Below are 18,124 nucleotides of genomic sequence, written 5' to 3' on the forward strand. Positions count from 1 at the left end.
ACGAAGATGCGGCGGCGTGCGGGGGCTTTGGTGCGTGGGTTGGGTGATTGGTGCGTGCTTTGGCGAATACGACGGCCTCTAGGGGTGGCGGAAGGGCACGTACTCATGGCGTGGGCACGCACCCATCGGGGAAGGCGCGTTCGAACCGGGCATCTGGAAGCGGTGGTGCTGCGCTGGCCTGCCTGCTGCGACCGACACCCTCGTCCGCGACCTGTACCGGGCTGCCAACCAGCGGGCGGCCGAGCCGAAGCAGACCGCCGTGTCCGCGGGCGAGGAGAGAGTGTGTGGGACCGCGCTGGCCAGAGGTTGTGGCCATCCGTAGGATGCTGTGTGTCTCCCTTGTCTGCGCCCTGAGTCTCCCCGGTTCGGTGTGGGCAGTCGTGATCGATGAGGATGGTTCCCCATGAGGCTTCCCAAGTCTGTTCTTGGTGTCCTTGCTGCGGGTGCGTTGCTGCTTGGTGGCGCGGTGCCTGCTGTGGCTGAGGACGCGGTTCCTGGTGACGGGCCGACGACGTCGGTGTCCGCCCCTGCTGATGAAGCGGGGGGTGCTGAGTCTGGCGCTGTAGGCGCTGACCGCAGCGGGTCAGGGGAAGGAGGCGAGGCAGCCTCCACCGACTCGGCTGCCAGCGATACGGCCCAGGCCCCGGCGCTGCGGCGTGCTGCGCGGGCGGCCAGCCTGGATGGGGACTACAAGTTCGGGGCACGGTGGGCTAACCCGGTCAACGCGTCGACCACCGGGTACTCGTACGAGGACGAGGCTCACACGATCCTGAGCTTCGACAAGATGTTTAACAAGCTCCACACCGCGATGGTGGATGTGGATTTCAACCTCACTGACACGGGCAATATCAAGTCTTTGCCGGTTGGCGCGGTGAAGGTGACTCTGCCGTCCGCGCTCTTCAAGACCTGGGCGGGAGACGCAAGCACGCACTGGGCAGGGCCTGACACGAATTTTGTTGAGCAGGACCAGATGGTCACCCAAGTGCCCAAGGCTCCAAATACCGCGGACTCCACCTCTTTCAACTGGTCTGGTGACACGAAGGATGTCAACGGTACGGTCACAGTGACCAATGCCAAGCCCATCAATGGCTCGAAGTCGAACTCGATGGGTTTCAGCTACAGCTTCATCCCCACTCTCCTGGGTGTTGACGGTCAGGGCAACTATGCCAAGACCTTTAATATCACCATGGAGGTCGACTCCAATGGCGACGGTGTGGCTGATTTCTCTAAGACACAGAATCTGACGGTCAAGGCTCATACCAGCACCAAGGCGTCGACTGTTGTCATGAATAAGCTCGGTGGTGAGAATAAGCCCGAAGAAGGTATCTATTTCAGTTGGCAGGACGCCTGGGGTGCTAAGCCGGCCGACGCCAACGAGTATTTCTACGTCATCTATGTCTCTGAGATTACGCGTTTTGGCACACGTTCTGAATCCAGCACCATGCCATTTACCTACACCTTTGAGGACAAGGGCTCGCGCCTGGAGGAGAAGGGTGAGCTGATCGGTGCCTGGGAGGATCGAGGGTGCACCCGTGATAAGAAGCCGTTCACTGCACAGCAGTTCGGATACTTCAGATCCCCGTACGCCGGCTTTACCAAAGATGGATGGGAGAATGTCTTCTGGAGCGATGGAGCCGATAAAACTACTTTGCGCACCTGGCAGGGCATTGATGAAAACTTTGCTGATGGTCTAGAAGAGGTGTATTTAGACTTTGGTGGTCATTATCGCAATCAGATTTCTGATCGTGATACCACAGGTATGAAGCGCAACTACATGCTGATGCGCTATCCCGTAAGCCTGATTGATGAAGCCAAGGCTCGCGGAGTGGATATGTCCAACGAGGGCATCACGGTGCACAACTCGGTGCGGCTGGTGCAGACGCCGTGGAACAAGAACGAGGCAGAGCGTTACGTCGTCGACGTCGAGGCTGCCGCGAACATTGTGACGACCGAGGCCGGAAAGTACGACTACGACAAGGACTACCGCGCTGATCACTGGGAGCGTAAGCCGGACCGGGGCGGTAACGCCTACGGTGCACAGACAGCAATCCTTGCGGGCAAAGAGGCTCCCATGCAGTCCGGTGGCAACTCTTGGGGATGGGAGGGGAGTCCATCCTTCGATCACTGGGCCACGTCCCGTGCATCCAACCCCGTGTGGAACAAGGAAACGGGTACTTACAGCGCTGGCATACGTACGATGATTATTGACGAGGACGGGGCGTATCTCTCCACACCCAACGGAGTGAATAATATTCCAGATGCCGTTCCAAGTAGCAAGGATGTGCTCAACAACCCTCTGGAGCTGAGTGTGGATGATGTTCATATCCCTCGAATCTCGGTTGCTATCGAGGAATACGATGCTACGTACTCAAGTGCTGGTGTCTGGGAGAAGAACGGCTCATACTCACAGGACTTTGAAAGATACAAGCCCGTGCACATCTATGCCAAGATGAAGGGCGAGCCGGGGTACAAGCTTATTCTTTCTGCAACACGAGTGCGCAGTAACGTGTACCGTTACGAATATGCCGACGGAACTCAGGTCACTAAGGATGCCAATCTGACGAGCAAGGTTGACTTGCCGGAAGGTATTGAGAGCCTGCGCTACACTCACGAAAGTGACTTCTTTGCCTCCTCAATCCGCATTCAGCCGCAGGAGATTCTGCAGCCTACTGACGCGGTCAAGGCTTATGTGCAAAAGAATGTGGATGACAAGCAGAAGACGCTCTACAGTCACCCGGCGACCTATTACCTGCAGCCTGAGGGTGGCACCAAGATTGATGTAACACGGGATCGGATTTCTGCTGACCCGAAGGATGGCACGTCAGAGAAGGCCATGAGCTTTGTGACGCAGAGTCTATCGCAGATTAATCGCGTCTCAGGTGCCGAGGTTTGGACTAGCAAGGCAACAGACGACCCGGTGAAGACTGAGCAAAAGGCAACCATTACCTTGATGGCTGTTAACCGCGTGGGTGCAGTCGGTGATGGCATGGATCTTCATGCTAAATATGCAAGCGACCCTGACATTATGGGGAAGTATGCGTTCCAAAGCGGTGAGTTCTACACCTTAATTCCGGCAGGCGTGAAAGTTGACCTTGATTCGCTTCACGCGGGACGCTTGTACTTCTCGAGCTCCAAAGAATCCAACATGAGCCCGGGCGCGGGTCTGCAGAACCGATATCAGGCCATTGACAAGAAGTTCTATGACGTCGAGACGACGCCGAACTATGAAGGCAGTGGCATGACCCTGCTCAAGATCAGCATTAAGGGTCTGCCTGAGGAAGATCAACCGTATCCCAATAAAGCATACGGCGCTTATGACAGGCCCATGTATAGGCTGTACGCCCAGTTTGATGTCATCAACAGCTACGGCAACATCCGTGACCGTGGGGCAGACCTTGTGCAGACGGCTGCGTTTGTGGATACGGATGCCGATAGTGAGTGGAATCCGGGGACACCGAATTTCGATGCCGCCAACAATCCGGTGGCGTATCAGTATTACAAGCCGCTTGCAGATGACCTGCGCGACAGCTCTGGGGAAACCGACCACTTTGGTATGGCGCAGCGCAAGCTCACCTTCAAGTCGATCTCTATTGCTGAGGCAGGTACTGAGGAGCAGGTGCGCAATGTTGACAGTGGCGAGGACTGGGGTGCTTCTGCTGAGGGTCTCGTGAACCATCTCTACACGAGCACGAACTACCAGTACCGCCTGGCGTATTACCAGGAGAAGGCTGCAAAGGGTACGGGTGTCGTCTTCTATGACGTCCTGGACCAGGCTATGAAGCCGGATACTTCTGCGTCTGAGTGGCAGGGTACTTTCCAGGGCGTGGACCTGTCGGCGATCGCGGGCAGGGTGTCTGCGGGTAAGACGGCGGCAAAGGACTACGCCAACCCGGTCCTGTACTACGCGACGAAGGCTCCGACTGAGTTTAATGTGGACGACGCGTCGGTATGGACTGCGTACCCTGAGGATGATTCCACGCTCGATAAGTCCACTATTAAGGCAATCGCTATTGATGTGCGCAAGACCAAGGGTGGCGACAGCTTTGTGGTGCCGGAGGCATCCTCACTGGTCGCGTATGTGAATATGAAGACCCCGTCGGATGACACGTTGGATGGCAAGACCGCTACCAACGAGCATCTCGTGAAGGTCGTGAATTTCACGGGCAATGCTCCGCAGTCGGATGCGATGGTGAGTGATCTGTATGCGGCGGCTCATATTGAGTTGCATAAGGTTGATGTGGGGCTGACGAAGAGCTCGAACCCGGCCACGGGGACGAAGGCCGCTCCAAAGGAGGTCGAGAACGCCAAGGACACCCCCATCACCTACACCCTCAAGGTTGAGAACAAGGACGACAAGCTCGCACTGACGGATCTGGTTCTTCAAGACTCCATTCCGGCTGGTTTGACCATTGACACGGAGAAGATCACTGTCAGTAGCTCGTTGGGGGAGGCTGCCCCGGTTGATGGACGTGTCGAGTTCAAGGCTGAGGGGCAGAAGCTGTCGTGGTCGATCAGCGAACTGCCTGTGGGTGAGGTGCTGACGTTCACGATCCCGACGACGCTGAGTCAGGCGTTCGATAAGCTGCAGCGTTTTGAGAACACTGCTTACCTGAAGCAGGTCAACGGGATCGGTGCGGACATTGCGTCGGAGACGATGTACCACCAGGCCCAGCCGCTCACCGAGGTGTCTGGTACCAAGACCTGGGACGACAACGAGGACCAGGACGGTAAGCGGCCGGAGTCGATCACGGTGACGCTCCTTGCGGACGGCAAGGTGACGGGCAAGACCGCGACCGTCACGGCTGGTGCGAAGGGTGAGTGGAAGTACTCCTTCACCGACGTCAAGACGTATAGGAATGACGGCACGAAGATCGTGTACTCGGTGTCTGAGAAGCCGGTCGACGGTTACACGACGACCTACAACGGTATGGACGTGACCAACACGCACACGCCGGAGTTGATCAACATCCCGGTGACCAAGGTGTGGGTTGACGACTCCGACGCGGCTGGCAAGCGTCCGGACTCTGTGACGGTCAGGCTCCTCGCCGACGGTGAGGTCGTGGACAATCAGACGTTGACGCTGAATGCCGAGAGCGAATGGAAGGGCTCCTTCTCTGGCCTGCCCAAGTTCAAGGCCGGCAAGGAGATCGCCTACACGGTCTCTGAGGACGAGGTGTCTGGCTACTCCACGGCCTACTCGGGTACTGCTGCTGGTGGTTTCACGGTGACGAACACGATCACTGGGAAGGTGTCTGTCGCGGTGACGAAGGCCTGGGCCGGTATTGACGCTGACGCGGCTCCGGCCGTGTTGGTGCAGTTGTACGCCGACGGTGTGGCCTCTGGTGACCCGGTCACCTTGGACGGTAACGCTGAGGATGGCTCCTGGAGCCACATCTTTGAGGGCCTGGACCAGTACACGGCTGAGGGTAAGGCGATCGCCTACACGGTGGCCGAGCAGGGCGTCGAGAACGGCAAGTTGTCGGCTGGTGGCCACGACTACACGGTCAAGGTCGCGCAGGACGGTGACTCGTGGACGGTCACGAACACTATGGAGAACCCGAAGACCTCTGTCTCCGGAAAGAAGGTGTGGGACGACGCCGATAACCAGGACGGGATCCGGCCCGACTCCGTGACGGTCGAGCTCCTCGCAAACGGTGCCGCCACGGGTAAGACGGTGGAGGTGCCCGCAGATGGTGACGGGTCCTTCACCTTCACCGGCCTGCCGACCTTCGACGCCAAGGGCATCGAGATCGCCTACAGCGTGGACGAGGTGGGTGTGCCTGAGGGGTATGAGAAGAGCATCGAGGGCACCACGATCACCAACATCCACACCCCGGCGGTGCGCACGGTGAGCGTGACCAAGGCGTGGGACGACCTGGATGATGCTCATGGCCTGCGCCCCGAGAGTGTGAGGGTGCGTCTGCTGGCTGACGGTGAGGACACTGGTAAGAGTGTCGAGCTGTCTGCCGCCAATGAGTGGGCGGGCGTGTTCGATGGCCTGCCGGTGAACAAGGCTGGTAAGGAGGTCGTGTACTCGGTGGTTGAGGATGCGGTTGCTGGTTACGAGGCCGCTATCACCGGTAGCGCGGATGAGGGGCTGACGGTGACGAACGCGCTGGTGCGTGGTGTGGTGTCGTTGGTGAAGACCGACGCTGCTGGTGCGCCTCTGGTGGGTGCGGTCTTTGAGCTGCGCACCACTACCGGGCAGGTGTTGGACACCGTGACCAGTGGCGCGGACGGCCGGGTGGTGTTCGAGGGTGTTCCTGCTGGTTCCTACCGTGTGGTGGAGACCCAGGCGCCGGCGGGCTACGTCCTGTCTGGTTGGGCCAAGGCTGCTGTGATCGACCGGATGGGCGTGAGTGTGGATCTGGGTCGTGTGGTCAACACACCCGTCCCAGCCAAGCCTGTGGGGTTGGGCAAGCGTCTGCCGGTCACGGGTGTGGACGTGGCGGTCGGGGTGGTTGCTGTGGGCCTGGTGGGCCTGGGTGGCCTGCTGATCCGTCGCCGCCGCGCCTGAACCAACCAGCCCCGGGGGTCGGGCCGGTCAGAAACGGTCTGACCGGCCCGACCCAGACCGGGCCTGGTCTGGTTGTTGAGTCTGGTGGGTGTGCTGGCGCTGGTGAGCGTGCCAGCACGCCTGCTGGCCGGGTAGACGGTCCTTGTGACGGGGTTGGTGATGTGCCGCGCCCCTGACAAACCGCCTACCTGTGCTGGGGAGGGGGTTGCTCCTGGGAGAGGGACAACCCCCTCCCCTTTTTCTGCATGCCTCATCAGGTACCCGCTGAACCTGCGTCAAAGGAACAGTGGTATCGCCAATGACGCCACTCAAACGAGGAGTTTCCTAGGCTGGGCCCATGACCGAGGCCCCACTCGCCCCCGCACACGGTGTCACCAACCTGGATGCACGCACGCCCGGCTCTCCGGACGCCACCCCTTCCCACGGGTCCCAGGCGGCTAACCCGTCTGCCACGCGCCCGCAGCGCAGCGCCCGACCCGTGCGCGTCCAGCGTCACGACCCCACGATGCGCCCCATGCTCGTGACCTGGGAGGCCACCCGCGCCTGCCAGCTCGCCTGCCGTCACTGCCGCGCCGAGTCCCGCCCACTGCGTGACCCCCGTGAGCTCACCACCGACGAGGCCAAGGCCCTCATGGACGAGGCAGCCTCCTTCGGCCAGCCAGCCGTTATCTTCATCATCACCGGCGGCGACTGCTTCGAGCGCCCCGACCTCGCCGAGCTCGCCGCCTACGGCACGGCCGCCGGGCTGCACGTGGCCGTGGCCCCCTCGGGCACGGACAAGCTCAACAAGGACTCCCTGGCGCGCCTGCAGGACAACGGCGTCAACGTCATCTCCCTCTCGCTCGACGGCGCCACCGCCGCCACCCACGACGCCTTCCGCGGCGTCGAGCGCACCTTCGACCGCACCATCGCAGGCTGGGAGGCTGCCCGCGAGCTGGGGATGAAGGTCCAGATCAACTCCGTCGTCGCCCGTCACAACGTCCACGAGCTGCCGGACCTGGCGGCGCTCGTGCGTGAGCACGGTGCCATGACCTGGTCAGGCTTCCTCCTGGTGCCCACCGGCCGCGGCGTGGACCTGGGCTCCCTGAACGCGCAGGAGATCGAGGACGTCCTCAACTGCTTCTACGACATGGGCGAGGCCGTGCCCGCCAAGACCACGGAGGGACACCACTTCCGCCGCGTCTCCCTCCAGCGCTACGTCCTGGCCCAGCGAGGACTCAGCCACGACGAGGTCGTCGAGCCCATGCACCTCGGCCCCCTGTACCACCAGCTGCGTGAGCGGATCGTCGAGCTCGGCCTGGACCACGGTGAGCGACGTCGTCGCCCCCCGATCACCGTCTCCAGCGGCAACGGGTTCATGTTCGTCTCCCACGTCGGGGAGGTGACGCCGTCGGGCTTCCTGGAGAAGAGCGCCGGCAACGTGCGCGAGTCTTCGCTCACCGAGATCTACCGCAGCTCGGAGGTCTTCACCGGTGTGCGGGACACGAGCCTGCTGGAGGGCAAGTGCGGGCGATGCGAGTACAACCGCGTGTGCGGAGGCTCGCGGGCCAGGGCCTACAACACCACTGGCAACCTCCACGCCGAGGAACCACTGTGCGCCTACCAGCCCGGCACCTTCCCCTACGCCGAGGACGTCACGGCGCTTATGCGGTCCATGGCGGGGCGCACCGGACGCTGAGGGCGCTTCCCGGCGGGCGTTCGCCGTCCCCTGGGGCGTGCTGACTTCGCGCCGTCGGGATGTAATAACGAGCCGGCGACGTGATTTCGCGCCCCGGAAGCCCGATATCACGCGGATGGCGCGAAGCCGGGACCAGGGGCACGAAGTCAGGACTGGGAGACGCTGGCAGCCTCTTGGACCTCAGCCCTGGAGGGACTGCGGGGTGATGACCGGCAGGACGGACCAGGGGAAGTTGATCCACTTGTCAGTCTCGCGCCAGCAGTAGTCCGGCTCGAAGACCGAACGAGGCTTGCGGTAGATCACGGCCGAGCGCGCGTCGACCTGGACGTTCTCCCCGCCCAGGTCCAGGCCCTGGTGGCGCAGCAGCTCCATGACCATCTTGAGGGTCTTGCCGGAGTCCGCGACGTCGTCGACCACGAGCACCCGCTTGCCGGGCAGCTCAGAGGCGTCCATGAGCGGAGGCAGAATGACCGGCTCCTCCAGGGTCTCGCCGATGCCCGTGTAGAACTCCACGTTCATCGACCCCATGGCCTTGACGCCGATCGCGTAGCCGATGGCGCCTGCCGGGATGAGGCCGCCGCGGGCGATGGCGATGATGAGGTCCGGCATCCATCCGGAGGCCACGATCTGAGCGGACAGCTCGCGCTCGGCCTGACCGAACAGCTCCCAGGTGAGCTCCTCGCGGTCGGGGGCAGCCTCGGAGGTGGCGCCGTCGTCAAAAGGGGTACGGGAGGCAGTGGCGTTCGCATCGGTCACCCGGCCAAGCCTACCTGCGTCGAAGGTGTGCGGCTGCGACCGAGTGAGGGGGGCGGAGCTCTCCACTCGGTCGCAACCGCTCACGCTCGACCGGTGCAGGAGCCGATACCCTGGGGGGCGTGCCCGACTTCCTGCTCCCCGTGGTCGACGTCCTGGCTGCCGCTCCCGTCCTGACCGTCTTCCTCGTCATCGGACTGGGAACGGCTGTGGGCCAGATCCCCTTTGGCCCCATCCGCTTCGGCGCGGCCGGTGCGCTCTTCGTGGGCCTTGCAATCGGTGCGCTCGACCCCCGGCTCGGCGCGGACCTGAGCTTCCTGCGCAGCCTGGGCCTGGGCCTGTTCTGCTACACCGTGGGCATCGGGGCGGGCAACACCTTCTTCCGCGACCTGCGCCGCCAGCTGCCGCTCATGGCTCTGTGCGTGCTCGCCCTGGTCACCGCGGGCGTGGCTGGTGCCGGCTACTCGCACCTGACCGGCATCACACCAGCCATGGATTCTGGCGCCTACGCCGGGGCGCTGACCTCTCCGGTGCTCGACGCGGCGATCGAGGCCGCCGGCAACCAGGAGCCCGCCGTCGGATACGCCCTGGCCTACCCGGTGGGTGTGGCGGTGGCGATCATCGTCGTCGCCCTCGTCGTCGGGCGGCAGTGGCCCGGCCAGCGCGACCCGCGACCCGCCTCAGCCGACGGGCTCAAGGCCACCAGCGTTGAGCTGCTGAGGCCGGTCAGGCTGACCGAGATGGAGGCCTTCCGCTCCGGACGCATCCGCATCTCCTACCTGGAGCGCGAGGGGGCGACCCGCGTGGTCACCCCGGGTGAGGAGCTGCTGGCTGGCGACCGCGTGGTCGTCGTCGGCTCTCCGGCGGCGCTCGCGGAGGCGGTGGACGAGCTGGGCTCGGGCATGGACCGCTGCCTGGCCAAGGACCGCACCGCCGTCGACTACCGCCGCCTGACTGTCTCCTCCACCCGCGTGGCCGGGCGCACCATCGCCGAGCTCGACCTGCCCGGACGCTTCCAGGGCGTCATCACGCGCGTGCGCCGCGGCGACCTGGACCTGCTGGCCCGCGAGGACCTGGTCCTGGCGCTGGGTGACCGCGTGCTCGCCGTGGTCCCCTCCGAGCAGCTGGAGGCCGCCGCCGACTACTTCGGCGACTCCGAGCGCTCGATCTCCCAGATCGACGCCTTCAGCGTGGGGATCGGCATGGCGCTGGGCGTCCTGCTGGGCCTGGTTGCCATCCCGCTGCCCGGCGGCATCACCCTGCGGCTCGGCGTGGCCGCGGGGCCGCTCGTGGTGGGCATGGTGCTCGGGCGGGTCGGCCGCACTGGCCCCTTCGTGTGGGGGCTGCCTCACGCTGCTAACGCCACCATTCGCCAGCTCGGCCTGCTCTTCTTCCTGGCCGCGATCGGGCTCGCCTCCGGGCCCGACTTTGCCGCTTCTGCCTTCTCGTTGACGGGCCTGGCGGTTGGGGGTCTGGCGGCGCTCATCATCCTGGTCAACGCGGCGATCCTGCTGGGCGGGGCCCGCTGGGTGGGGGTCAGCGCCCCGCGTGCGGCCGGTGGGCTCGCCGGGCTTGTGGGGCAGCCGGCGATTCTGGCCTTCGCCCTGTCTCGGCGCGACGATGAGCGCATCGAGGCCGGTTACGCCACGCTTTTCGCGCTGGCGATCGTGGTCAAGATCGTCATGGTACAGGTGCTCGTGGCGCTGTAGCGAGGTGCGTGTCACAATCCCGGGCGATTCTTACGCGCTGGTCTCGGGAAGGGAGAGATGTCCGCGGTATTCCAGCGTTTGCGGCGGGTGAGGATCGGCCGCTGCGTGGTGCCGGGGGTAGATCGCCCGGGATCGTGACAGCGTCTAGTTCTCGCAACTGGCAAGATGATCGCCGTGACTTCTTCCTCCAATGTTCCCCAGTGGCGTTCGTGGCTGTGGCGGGTGTGGCCCGGCGTGGTCCTGTGTGGCCTGGTTGCGCTTACGGCCACCACGATCAACGACCACGTCCCCCTGGTCTCAGCCATGCTCGTGGCGATCGTCGCGGGCGTGGCGGCACGCAACTTTCGCGTGGTACCGGCTGCTGCCGAGCCGGGGCTCGCTCTGACCGGCAAGACCTTGCTGCGCCTGGGTGTGGTCCTGCTGGGGCTGCGCCTGTCGCTGCGAGCGGTGGCGGCACTGGGCTGGGGCGCGCTTGGCGTCATTGCGCTGACGGTCGTGGCGGTCTTCGCGGTGACCGTGTGGGTCGGTCCCCGACTCGGCGTCCCGCACGCCACGACTGTCCTGACTGCAACCGGCACCGCGATCTGTGGCGCCGCGGCGGTGGCTGGCATGAGCGCCGTGGTGCGGGCTGACGGCCCGGCCGGACCGGGTGGTGCTGGCCAGCCAGGTGCGCGCTCTGCCGGCGAGGCAGGTGACGCGGCAGGCGGTGAGAGCGTGGACGAGGCGGCCACGACTGCGATCGCCTCGGTGACGCTCTTTGGCACCGCGGCGCTGCTGGTGCTGCCGCTGCTCGTGCGCTGGCTCGGCCTGGAGGCCACGCCCGCCGGGGTGTGGGTGGGAGCCAGTGTGCACGAGGTTGGTCAGGTCGTGGCGGCCGGCGGCCTCATCTCGCCCGAGGCCCTGGACGTGGCCGTGGTGGCCAAGCTTGGGCGCGTGGTTCTGCTGGCCCCGCTCATCGCGGTTGTCGGTGCGCTGGAGGCGCGCCGCGCCGCCCGCCTGAGCGGGCAGGCGGGGGACGGCGGTACGTCCAGGCGGTCCGGATTTGCCCGCAATCGCGGCAGCGCGCCGCTCGTGCCCTGGTTCGTCATTGGCTTTGTGGTCAGCGTGCTCCTGCGGACCCTCGGCGAGGGGAGCGTGCCGGTGGCCTGGTTTGAGTGGGGAAGCGCAGTGGCCTCCTTCCTGCTCACCATGGCGATGTTCGCCATGGGGGCGGCGGTGGACCTGCGCCGGCTCGCGCGAGGCGGCGGCCGGGCGCTCGGGCTTGGGGCGGTGGCTGGCGTGGTCTCCGCCCTGGTCTCGTTGCTGGGGGTGTTGGTGCTCGTCCGTTAGGGAATGGTGGCCGGTGAGATAACCAAAGTTCATTGAAAATTAGGAACTACTCACTTGAACTTATCGAAGAAGGCTTCTACCGTGGTGCAGGACACGGGTGTGGGGCCTGCCGGCCCGCACTCCACAACGCACTACAGGAGGCGCACCATGGCCGTTCTCACTATCGGCGACCAGTTCCCCAGCTACGAGCTCACCGCCGTGATCCCCGGCAACCTCAAGGACGTGGACGCCCACCAGCCTGAGGACTACTTCACCACCGTCTCCAGCAACGTCCCCGAGGGCACCTGGCGCGTGGTCTTCTTCTGGCCCAAGGACTTCACCTTCGTGTGCCCCACCGAGATCGCCGCCTTCGGTGACCTCTACGAGGAGTTCAAGGACCGCGACTGCGAGGTCGTGGGCGTGTCCGTGGACAACGAGTACACCCACTACGCCTGGCGTCGCAGCCACGACAAGCTCCAGAACCTGCCTTTCCCCATGGCCAGCGACCTCAACCGCGAGCTGGTTGAGGCCCTGGGCATCAAGCGCGCCACCGGTGAGGCTGACCGCGCCACCTTCATCGTCGACCCGCACAACGTCATCCAGTCCGTCTCCGTGACGGCTGACTCCGTGGGCCGTAACACCGAGGAGATCCTGCGTCAGCTCGACGCCCTCCAGTCCGACGAGCTGTGTGCCTGCAACTGGAAGGCCGGCGCTGCCACCATCGACGCCCTGCACGAGATGGAGGCCTGAGGATGACGATCGCGAACCTGCGCTCGGCCCTGCCCGAGTGGGCCAAGGACCTGTCCCTCAACCTCTCCAGCCTTGTGCGCTCCACGACGCTGACCGAGCAGCAGCAGTGGGGGACCTTCCTCGCTGCTGCAGCCGCCACCCGCAACGAGTCCGTGCTCGTCCAGGTGGCTGAGGAGGCCAAGGAGCACCTGAGTGAGGAGGCTGTGTCCGCTGCGCTCGGTGCCGTCTCGATCATGGCGATGAACAACGTGGCCTACCGTGCTCGCCACTTCCTGGGCGGCGACTACGCCAACGAGCGCATGGGCCTGCGCATGAACATCATCGGGTCCTCCGGCGGGGTCGACAAGGTCGACTTCGAGCTGTGGAGCCTGGCGGTGTCCACGATCAACGGCTGCGAGAAGTGCGTGACCGCGCACGACGCCACCGTGCGTGGTGAGGGCCTGAGCACCGAGCAGGTCTGGGAGGCCGTGCGTATCGCGGCGACCGTCCAGGGTGCTGCTCAGGCGATCGAGGTCGTCGAGACTCTCGGCTGAACCTGGCCGGTGCGCGCCGCGCACGAGCATGACGACGGCGGCCGGTGATCTTCTGTGTGAAGGTCATCGGCCGCCGTCGTGCGTTTGCTGCTGCCCCTGGGAGTCTGCCGCTACCCCTCGCCGTCTGCCGCTACCCCTCGCCGTCTGCCGCTACCCCTCGCCGTCTGCCGCTACCCCTCGCCGTCCGCCGCTACCCCAGGGGGTCCCTCGCTACCCTTTGCCGTTCTTCGCTACCCCCTACTGTTCGTCGCTACCCCGTGGCGCGCGCTACGGGGTAGCGGAGGAGGTGAAGGGGTGGCGACGAACGTGGAGGGGTAGCGGTGGGCGCGGTGAGGTGGTGGGGTTGTGTGCCGTGGCGCGCGCTACGGGGTAGCGGAGGAGGTGAAGGGGTAGCGACGGAAGCGGTGGGGTAGCGGAGGTGGCGGTGGGGTGGCGGAGCCGGGAGCCCACGAGCTCAGGCCTGCTGAAGCTCCCGCTCGGCCTCCTGGCGCTCCTGCTCCTCGACCTGCTCCAGGGCGCTCTTCTGGGACAGCGGCACCTCCTTGTAGAACAGGCCGATGACAGCAGTGACGAGGAAGATCGGCACCATCATGAGGAAGATGGGGCTCAGCGCGTCCGCGTAGGCGGTGGTGACCGCCGTGTGGAGAGCGTCAGGCAGCTGGTTGACCAGTGCGGGCGTCAGGGAGGAGGCCGTGTTGGTCCCCTCGAACTGAGCCAGGGCCTGGAGGACCTGCGGGTCCTTGCTTGAGGCCAGCGCGGTCATGTTGGTGGTCAGCTGGCCCGTGAGGTTGTCCGCGAAGGCCACGCCGATCAGTGACGCGCCCAGGGAGACCGCCACCTCGCGGAAGAAGTTGTTCCCGCTGGTGGCCGTGCCAAGGTTGCGCGGCTCGACGTCGTTTTGCACCAGGGTCACCAGGAGCTGGAAGAACAGGCCGATGCCGGCGCCCATGACGAACACGGCCGTCGAGATGTGCCACACCGGGGTGGTGGCGGTGAAGATGCTCATCCACCACAGGGCGCCCGCGGCGATGAGCGGGCCCACCACCGGGTAGAGGCGGTAACGGCCGGTGCGGGTGACCAGGATCCCAGAGCCGATACCTGCCACGAGCATGCCTACGGTCATGGGGACCAGGAGGAGTCCGGACACGGTCGCGGAGTAGCCGTAGCTCATCTGGAGGTAGGTCGGCAGGTAGAGGTTGGCGCCGATCATCCCGCCCATGGCCAGCATTCCCTGGACAGTGGTGAGGATGAAGGTGCGGTTCATGAGCACGCTCATCGGCAGGATCGGCTCCGCAGCGCGCTTCTCAACCAGCGGCAGGCTGAGCCAGGCGAGCGCGGCCACCACGACCATGGCGATGAGGGCGGGGCTGGTCCACTCCAGCTCGTTGCCGCCGAAGGTGGCCACGAGGACGATGAGGACGGCGCCGAGGTTCATCAGCACCAGGCCCAGCCAGTCGATCTTGGCAGTGAGCTTGTGGGCGGGCAGCTTGAGGACCGCCCACACGGCGATCCAGGCGACGACGCCCAGCGGGAGGTTGACCCAGAAGACCCAGTGCCAGGAGACGGAGTCGGTCAGCCATCCGCCCACGATCGGGCCGAGGATCGAGGCGATGCCGAACATGGCGCCCATGGGGGCCATGTAGGTGCCGCGCACGCGGGGCGGAATGAGGTCACCGGTGATGGCCTGGGAGGAGATCATGAGGCCGCCGCCGCCCAGGCCCTGCAGGGCGCGCCAGGCGATGAGCTGGCCCATGCTGGACGCCGTTCCGCACAGCGCGGAGCCGATGAGGAACAGGGCGATGGCGATGAGGAAGAGGTTCTTGCGCCCCACGAGGTCGCCGAGCTTGCCGTAGACCGGCATGGCGACGGTGACGGCCAGGGTGTAGGCGGTGATGATCCAGGCCATGTGGCTGGCCCCGCCCAGGTCTCCGACGATGGTGGGCAGCGCGGTACCCACGATCGTCTGGTCCAGGGCGGACAGGAACATGACGACGAGCAGCGAGGCGTAGACCGCCCAGAACCGCCGGTCGGGGTGGAAGTCCGGTTCAGCGGCAGGCGTGGCGGCCGCGCTCGCGGAGGTGGCGGTGTCAGTCACGCGAGGTCCTTTCTGTCTGTGAGGTCGAGGTAGCAGCCTGCTGATGGGGAGCCAGGAGCTCCTTGAGGCTGGTGGTGATGAGGGCGACGGCGTCGCTGACCGACTCCAGGTGCCTTGCTGTGTGGCGACGCCGCCCGGAGGCTGGTGCGTCCTCGCCGGCGGGGCAGTCGCTACCCGCCTGGTCCGCCCACAGGTTGATCGCACTCTTGTGCAGGGCCGAGGACAGGGCGGAGGCGGCCAGGACGCGCGGATCGGACAGGTCGGCGTCCAGGCGCCGCGCGATGGCGGCACGGATGACCGAGCTGTACAGGCGCACGTGCTTCTGGAGCTCCAGGGTGAGCTCGGGGTTGTCGCGCAGGACGAGCCGCAGGTTGCGGAAGTCCTCGGGGTCCACGAGCTCGCTGGGGTCGGTGTTGGCGGTCAGCGCCGCCAGGTCGTCCAGCAGGTCTCCGTCCGAGGCGACAAAGCGCTCGATGTCCTCGTGCTCGGGGGAGCTGGGCATGCGGATGAAGAGGTCGGCCTTGGTGGGGAAGTAGTTGAACACGGTGCGCCGTGAGACTCCCGCCGCGGTGGCGACGTCCTCCATTGTGGTGGCCTCGTATCCGCGCTCGGCGGCCAGGCGCAGGGCCGCGGCCTGCAGTGCCTGGCGTGTGCGCCGCGCGCGCTTGGCCCGCAGGCTCGGCTCGCGGGAGGCGGTATCTGATGTCGGAGGCATATGAAGATTCTGCACCCGGTGCAGACTTTGCACCAAGTGCAACAATGTGTGCCGATCGGCACAGGAACCGTGGGAATACCCGGTCGGGTGGGCTGTGGGGGTGAGGATGGAGGCATGCTTGTTGCCTTCTCTGTCTCCCCGTCCACCTCCAGCGCCCCGGACGGCTCTGTGTCCGAGGCGGTGGCCGCCGCTGTGCGCGTGGTGCGCGAGTCCGGCCTGCCCAATGAGACGACGTCGATGTTCACCACGATCGAGGGCGAGTGGGATGAGTGCATGGACGTGGTCAAGCGTGCCTGCCAGGCGGTTGCGGCGGTGAGCCCACGAGTCTCCCTGGTCCTCAAGGCAGACATCCGCCCCGGCTGGGACGGTCAGCTCACGGCCAAGGTTGAGCGGGTCGAGGCTCACCTGCGCGAGCAGGCCTGAGGGCCGAGCCCTCGGGGGTTCCTTAGGCGTTCAGTGCGGCCAGGACGACGGCGGCCGAGCGGGTTGCGGCCTCGTCGGCACCGATGTGGAAGTCCTGCCCGGCCTCGGGCCCGCACAGGTCCGAGACCCCACGCACTGAGGCGAAGGGGATGGAGGCAGCGTGGCACACCTGTGCCAGCGCCGTGGACTCCATATCCGTGCTCACGGCCTGCGGGAAGCGCTCACGCATGTCCTTGACGTTGGCGGCGGTGACGAAGGAGCCGCCGGCCAGCATCTGCGCCACGTGGATCCTGGCCTCAGCAGAGGTGGGCGTGGCCTGGTGCAGGGCCTCCAGGGCGGCACCGGCACGTGCCACGAGCTCGGCGTCCGCGGTAAAGGTTGCGGGCTGGCCGGGAGTCTGGCCGACGGCGTAGCCGAAGGCGGTGGCATCCACGTCCCCGTAGGCCAGCGTCTGGGAGACGCACACGTCCCCGACCTCGATCTCGCGCCCGAGGCCTCCGGTGGTGCCGGCGGAGATGACGAGGTCAGGGGTGACCTGGCTCAGGGTGGTGGACAGTGCGCTCGCGGCCGCGACCAGGCCGATGCCGCTGTGCACCAGGACGAGCTCGCGCGGCTCGGCGCCGTCCTCACGGGCGGGAAGCTCAAGGGACCAGGCCTGGGCGGCGCCCAGGAGGCTGACTGGCTCAGCCTTGTCCACCAGGGGTAGCGCCTCCAGGAAGGGCTGGGCCTCCTCAGGCATGGCGGTGACGACGAGGGCGGCGACGCGGCGGGTGCTCATGGGGCGACCCTACTGGAGGGGTGTGACACTTACTCTTCGCCCTGCGGGCAGGTGGGTCCGAGCTGGCTGACCACCTGGGTGAGGGAGTGGACCGGGCTCGCTTCGCCGTCGTCGACCGGGTGGGACAGAGCTGTGATGACGGCCTCGATGACGTAACGCAGGTACTGGCGCGGGTTGTGGGGCGAGGTGGGTGAGCTGCCGGCCTGAGCCTCCTTGGCGATGGAGTCGAGGAAGAACAGGGCGATGACGTCGGCGATGTTGTGGGCGGGCAGGGAGGGGGTACGTCCCATGCGGGCCAGGACGTCGACGACGACCCCGGACAGCAGGCCGGTGAATTCCTCGCGGGTGGCCAGCGGGATCTCGGGGGAGTCGGGGTGGCGCATGCGGCGCAGGGTGTACTCGGTGGAGATGAGGTAGATCGTGCGCGCCTCGGGGCGGATGAGCTCCAGGACCTCCATGAGGGTCTCGATCGTCATCTCGCCCTCAATCTCCTCCACGGCCTGGGTCACGCGTGTGAGCAGGCGGCGGCCGCGGGCGATCAGGGCCTCGGTGAGAACCTCGTCGAGCGAGGAGTAGTTGGAGTAGAAGGCGCCGCGGGTGAATCCGGCCTGGCTGACGACGTCGTCGATCCGCGCGCCCTCGAAGCCCTTGGCGGCGATGACGGTGGCGGCGGCGTCCACGAGTCGGGCGCGGGTGTTCTCGCGCTTACGAAGCTGAGGCGAGGCCATGGTCCTCCAGGTGCTGGGTGGCTGGTGCCGGAATTGATGTCGGTGGGTAGGGGCAGGGTAGGTCGTGGCACTCATCCGGTGCTCGATGTTTCCGTACGATCATATATCGAGTACAGTTTTGTACGGAAACTTCGTCT

At 65.5% G+C, this 18,124-nt stretch carries 12 protein-coding genes; 7 read left to right on the plus strand and 5 right to left on the minus strand.

Going from position 1 to position 18,124, the window contains the following annotated elements; translation table 11 throughout:
* Nucleotides 1-403 precede the first annotated feature (403 nt).
* Together CYJ26_RS08955 and CYJ26_RS08960 are read left to right on the plus strand one after the other, a co-directional pair.
* Nucleotides 404-6,517: a Cna B-type domain-containing protein gene (locus tag CYJ26_RS08955; RefSeq protein WP_101638297.1), complete on the plus strand. Its 6,114-nt coding sequence runs from the start codon at nucleotides 404-406 to the stop codon at nucleotides 6,515-6,517.
* A gap of 337 nt (nucleotides 6,518-6,854) precedes the next feature.
* On the plus strand, nucleotides 6,855-8,195 hold the full coding sequence (locus CYJ26_RS08960) for a TIGR04053 family radical SAM/SPASM domain-containing protein (protein WP_101638298.1): 1,341 nt from the start codon (nucleotides 6,855-6,857) through the stop codon (nucleotides 8,193-8,195).
* A 180-nt stretch (nucleotides 8,196-8,375) separates the two neighbouring features.
* Here CYJ26_RS08960 and CYJ26_RS08965 read toward each other — a convergent pair whose 3' ends face one another.
* The gene (locus CYJ26_RS08965) at nucleotides 8,376-8,951 is read right to left on the minus strand and encodes a phosphoribosyltransferase (protein ID WP_024035152.1); all 576 of its coding nucleotides are present in this window, start codon (nucleotides 8,949-8,951) and stop codon (nucleotides 8,376-8,378) included.
* A gap of 119 nt (nucleotides 8,952-9,070) precedes the next feature.
* Between CYJ26_RS08965 and CYJ26_RS08970 the strand changes: the two genes are divergently transcribed.
* The 4 genes from CYJ26_RS08970 to ahpD all read left to right on the plus strand — a co-directional run bounded on the left by CYJ26_RS08970 (nucleotide 9,071) and on the right by ahpD (nucleotide 13,248).
* The gene (locus CYJ26_RS08970) at nucleotides 9,071-10,657 is read left to right on the plus strand and encodes an aspartate:alanine exchanger family transporter (protein WP_101638299.1); all 1,587 of its coding nucleotides are present in this window, start codon (nucleotides 9,071-9,073) and stop codon (nucleotides 10,655-10,657) included.
* Nucleotides 10,658-10,822: 165 nt separating this feature from the next.
* A complete protein-coding gene (locus CYJ26_RS08975) occupies nucleotides 10,823-11,986 on the plus strand; it encodes a YeiH family protein (protein ID WP_101638300.1) in 1,164 nt (387 codons plus the stop codon).
* 147 nt (nucleotides 11,987-12,133) lie between these two features.
* The gene (locus CYJ26_RS08980; protein ID WP_034236163.1) at nucleotides 12,134-12,715 is read left to right on the plus strand and encodes a peroxiredoxin; all 582 of its coding nucleotides are present in this window, start codon (nucleotides 12,134-12,136) and stop codon (nucleotides 12,713-12,715) included.
* 2 nt (nucleotides 12,716-12,717) lie between these two features.
* On the plus strand, nucleotides 12,718-13,248 hold the full coding sequence (ahpD, locus tag CYJ26_RS08985) for an alkylhydroperoxidase, AhpD family (protein ID WP_101638301.1): 531 nt from the start codon (nucleotides 12,718-12,720) through the stop codon (nucleotides 13,246-13,248).
* A gap of 454 nt (nucleotides 13,249-13,702) precedes the next feature.
* Here ahpD and CYJ26_RS08990 read toward each other — a convergent pair whose 3' ends face one another.
* Nucleotides 13,703-15,343, minus strand: a complete 1,641-nt coding sequence (locus tag CYJ26_RS08990; RefSeq protein WP_101638302.1) for an MDR family MFS transporter — start codon at nucleotides 15,341-15,343, stop codon at nucleotides 13,703-13,705.
* Complete coding sequence (locus CYJ26_RS08995; protein ID WP_024034761.1) at nucleotides 15,336-16,058, minus strand: TetR/AcrR family transcriptional regulator; 723 nt, start codon at nucleotides 16,056-16,058, stop codon at nucleotides 15,336-15,338. The genes CYJ26_RS08990 and CYJ26_RS08995 overlap by 8 nt, the downstream gene beginning before the upstream one ends.
* A 114-nt stretch (nucleotides 16,059-16,172) precedes the next feature.
* Here CYJ26_RS08995 and CYJ26_RS09000 point away from each other — a divergent pair, with 114 nt between their 5' ends.
* A complete protein-coding gene (locus CYJ26_RS09000; RefSeq protein ID WP_006547808.1) occupies nucleotides 16,173-16,481 on the plus strand; it encodes a thiamine-binding protein in 309 nt (102 codons plus the stop codon).
* A 22-nt stretch (nucleotides 16,482-16,503) separates the two neighbouring features.
* Here CYJ26_RS09000 and mtnN read toward each other — a convergent pair whose 3' ends face one another.
* Nucleotides 16,504-17,259, minus strand: a complete 756-nt coding sequence (gene mtnN, locus CYJ26_RS09005; protein ID WP_006547807.1) for a 5'-methylthioadenosine/S-adenosylhomocysteine nucleosidase — start codon at nucleotides 17,257-17,259, stop codon at nucleotides 16,504-16,506.
* 29 nt (nucleotides 17,260-17,288) lie between these two features.
* Nucleotides 17,289-17,987, minus strand: a complete 699-nt coding sequence (locus tag CYJ26_RS09010; RefSeq protein ID WP_006547806.1) for a TetR/AcrR family transcriptional regulator — start codon at nucleotides 17,985-17,987, stop codon at nucleotides 17,289-17,291.
* Nucleotides 17,988-18,124 lie beyond the last annotated feature (137 nt).

It is taken from the genome of Actinomyces urogenitalis (assembly GCF_002861525.1).
Taxonomy (GTDB): Bacteria; Actinomycetota; Actinomycetes; order Actinomycetales; family Actinomycetaceae; genus Actinomyces; species Actinomyces urogenitalis.

Coding starts and splice junctions, on each gene's coding strand:
- CYJ26_RS09000 (WP_006547808.1), top strand. CDS start 16,173: ATGCTTGTTGCCTTCTCTGTCTCCCCGTCCACCTCCAGCGCCCCGGAC.
- CYJ26_RS09010 (WP_006547806.1), bottom strand. CDS start 17,987: ATGGCCTCGCCTCAGCTTCGTAAGCGCGAGAACACCCGCGCCCGACTC.
- CYJ26_RS08975 (WP_101638300.1), top strand. CDS start 10,823: ATGATCGCCGTGACTTCTTCCTCCAATGTTCCCCAGTGGCGTTCGTGG.
- mtnN (WP_006547807.1), bottom strand. CDS start 17,259: ATGAGCACCCGCCGCGTCGCCGCCCTCGTCGTCACCGCCATGCCTGAG.
- CYJ26_RS08955 (WP_101638297.1), top strand. CDS start 404: ATGAGGCTTCCCAAGTCTGTTCTTGGTGTCCTTGCTGCGGGTGCGTTG.
- CYJ26_RS08980 (WP_034236163.1), top strand. CDS start 12,134: ATGGCCGTTCTCACTATCGGCGACCAGTTCCCCAGCTACGAGCTCACC.
- CYJ26_RS08960 (WP_101638298.1), top strand. CDS start 6,855: ATGACCGAGGCCCCACTCGCCCCCGCACACGGTGTCACCAACCTGGAT.
- ahpD (WP_101638301.1), top strand. CDS start 12,718: ATGACGATCGCGAACCTGCGCTCGGCCCTGCCCGAGTGGGCCAAGGAC.
- CYJ26_RS08995 (WP_024034761.1), bottom strand. CDS start 16,058: ATGCCTCCGACATCAGATACCGCCTCCCGCGAGCCGAGCCTGCGGGCC.